The sequence below is a fragment of the Paenibacillus sp. P4_A9 genome, assembly GCF_056402415.1.
In genome coordinates this window covers 1-2,910 of record NZ_JBFUHL010000166.1, presented here as the reverse complement: position 1 = coordinate 2,910, position 2,910 = coordinate 1, and the positions used below count along the sequence as shown (strand labels likewise).

The following is a 2,910-nucleotide window of genomic DNA, read 5'->3' as shown; positions in this document are numbered from 1 at the left end:
GTCTAATTGCTTGCTTTGTCCGTTAAATACAAATTTAGCAGGAAATAAGTACGCTTGAATTGTGTCTGACGCATAAACAGCGGTTGTAGCGGTTAAACCAATTCCGCAAATTAGACCCAAAATAAACTTTTTCAAAATTTACACACTCCCTTTATTTACCAACTTAAAAATTAGACGGTACGATTAAGTAAAAGTTGCTCTTACTATTTCATTTCTTTTACAAAACTTTTTCACCACAGGACTCCATTAAACTGCCCGTTACTTGAATGAACAAAAAAAAGAGATGCTGCGATGACCTTTGCCAAATGAATAAATTTCCTATTTATCTGCTTTTGCCGATTTTAATAATCTTTTATTGGGAGTATCACTACAACTTCGAAACATTTCTAATTGAGGCGAACTATTATAACTGTTATAAAAAAATATATTCCCACATTCATCGCATTGATACACTAACTTAGTGAGATTGATTGCTAACGATCTAACTCTCATTAATGCTTTTTCTTTTTCTTCTGTAGTTGATCCAGTTTTTTCAATTGCACCATCAATTTCATCTAAGAAATTAAACCAATCTTGGTCTGATATTAGGTATGCCTTATAGGACAAGTAATCAGTTTGATCATATATTGCATGACCACACTCACACAAGAATTTCATCCAATAACCCGTCCTTTCGTTTTATAATTGATTAACTTCAGTTATTTCTTGTACTATCGTTCTATTTTCGATGTATTGCCGCAGTATCCTGCCCGTTAGCGGAGTGAACGACTGCACCCCTGACCTTTTCGGTTTTTAAGATTCATGTTAAATCATATCAACTTCATTAATTTCATATCGTCAGCCATGCCATAATTTTGACCCAATTTTTCGTAATAGTATGTATAGTAGCAGTACCATTCCGAAAACAATTACCGTGGAGAAGATAAAATTCATCATTGAAAAATCCATGGTTATATCATTATCAAGAAAGTCTGTTTGCATTTCGAAACGATGTGGAAATCCACCCTCATATCCTGTAATTCCCGATTTTATAAGATCCTGCTTTATAAATGAGATCGGAAATCCAAATTGAGTATTTTTCATATCTTCGTAACTTTGTACTTTTGTTGGCACACCAAAAGCAGACAATAAAACTATCCCGATACTCAATAGAATCAATACACAGGATACGAACAAGCAGATAAACAATTTTTTAGTCATACATTCCACCTTCCTGCCCCTTACTTTACAGACGCTTGGTGTATGTAGAAAGTTTCGCAATATKGGAAATTTTAACTTTCATAAATTGGTTTCGCAATTTATGTAACTTATGGGTGCATTGAGTATAATATAGCTTTTACCACCACGCTCTACTGCCCGTTAGCTCAGCGAACAAAAAAAACGGGTGCTTCGGCATCCGCTGTTCAGCAAGAAAAAGGAGCTGTATACAAGGAGCTCCTTCGCACTCGTTATGCGACAACACAAACTTAATGATATCGGTTTATTATTTGAAGCTTGAAGCAATCTGAATCAAACTCTGTTCATTGCTAAAAGAACTACGCTCATTTGTATAAATTCGACAAACAATGTTTCCATTCTGCCATAGTAAAGTCGGCTCAAATTGCTGCTCATCATTATTATACTGTCCAAGCATAGTATTTGTAACTTGCTTCTCGGTTGCACCTTGTAATTGTTCCATCTTTCCTTGTTGTTCGACTACTATGAAACCAGTGTTTCCATTTGTAAAACGTAAAATTACTGCACCACTGGTTGGTTCGGAAACGTAAGCTGTGCCATCGCCAACATATGCATGGTCAAACACCAATTTTTCTGGTAAGTAAGTAGGTACCAAAATCTTAAATGGAACCTTCTTTTGAGCCTCTTCTAAAGTTAGATTTTCAATTTCATGACCATGACTGATAGGGGTAATTTTCTTTTCCGAACTAACCGAGGGTCGAGTAGATTCCTTATTGCTAAAACAAGCGGTTAATGAAAGCAGCATGGTAAATAAAACAATAGAAGTTATTTTCAATCTCATTTACAACACTCCTTTGTTGGAGTGTTGTTCTCCACTCCTAAAACGTCGATATTCTTAAGTTTGTTTCATATCAATATCTTGTAAATATTTCCAAGTTAATATTCGTGTTTTATGAAAGAATTCAGCCAGTTACATCAAAAAGGCTGCCGATTTCGGCAGCCTCGTCATGGTTTCTTATTGAACTAACGTTCCTCGTTAGCGTAGCAGTTAGCATGTTATTCAATGTTGATTTAAAATGAAATTTGTTCAACTACTATTCCACCAAAAAAGATTCCGCTAATTGTTATAATACATATCCCTAATATAAACATCCCCCACCGAAAACCAGTACTCATCCCTCTGAAAATAAAAATATTTAAGCAAAGACTACAAATAATATATCCAGACCATATAAGAAAACATAGAAACCATTCCAACTCCCATATAAAGGAAATCCCTAAAATGAAAATTGTTACTGAAAATATTCCAATTAACACATTTAGAAAAAGAAATGTTGCACACTGAAAGTAGAATATGTTAGTCATAGCATGAGAATTATTATTCAATAACTTCACTCCCCAGTAAATTTTTCCTGTTATAATTCTTTCTTACATCAGAACTATACATTATTTGGGGTTAATTAATTAGTACTATTTTCTTCTAGTACCTGCTTACATGTATCACAAAACTGCCCGTTACTTTAATGGAATAAAAAAGAGCTGCTTCACTGCAGCTCCTGCGCTATAGTTCCTTGACAGCAAAAAGAGTGTCTCTTTAGTGTAAGAATCAGATAGCGGTGACTTATGTCTATTTTAACGACTGCGTTACCATTATGTTTAACAACCTGGTTTTGGTAAACATACATGCACTTTCTAATGTCCGTTTGGACGCCTCATTGTAATACCAGCAACCAC

3 protein-coding genes are annotated in these 2,910 nt (G+C 34.8%); all 3 read right to left on the bottom strand.

The annotated features are described in order from the left end of the window. Positions 1-318: 318 nt before the first annotated feature. On the bottom strand, positions 319-657 hold the full coding sequence (locus AC1DVJ_RS30480) for a hypothetical protein (protein ID WP_477596595.1): 339 nt from the start codon (positions 655-657) through the stop codon (positions 319-321). Positions 658-837: 180 nt separating this feature from the next. Beyond that, complete coding sequence (locus AC1DVJ_RS30475) at positions 838-1,200, bottom strand: hypothetical protein (protein ID WP_477596593.1); 363 nt, start codon at positions 1,198-1,200, stop codon at positions 838-840. A gap of 283 nt (positions 1,201-1,483) precedes the next feature. Beyond that, a complete protein-coding gene (locus tag AC1DVJ_RS30470) occupies positions 1,484-2,017 on the bottom strand; it encodes a hypothetical protein (RefSeq protein ID WP_477596591.1) in 534 nt (177 codons plus the stop codon). Between the last annotated feature and the right edge of the window lie 893 nt (positions 2,018-2,910).

Coding starts and splice junctions, on each gene's coding strand:
- AC1DVJ_RS30480 (WP_477596595.1), bottom strand. CDS start 657: ATGAAATTCTTGTGTGAGTGTGGTCATGCAATATATGATCAAACTGAT.
- AC1DVJ_RS30475 (WP_477596593.1), bottom strand. CDS start 1,200: ATGACTAAAAAATTGTTTATCTGCTTGTTCGTATCCTGTGTATTGATT.
- AC1DVJ_RS30470 (WP_477596591.1), bottom strand. CDS start 2,017: ATGAGATTGAAAATAACTTCTATTGTTTTATTTACCATGCTGCTTTCA.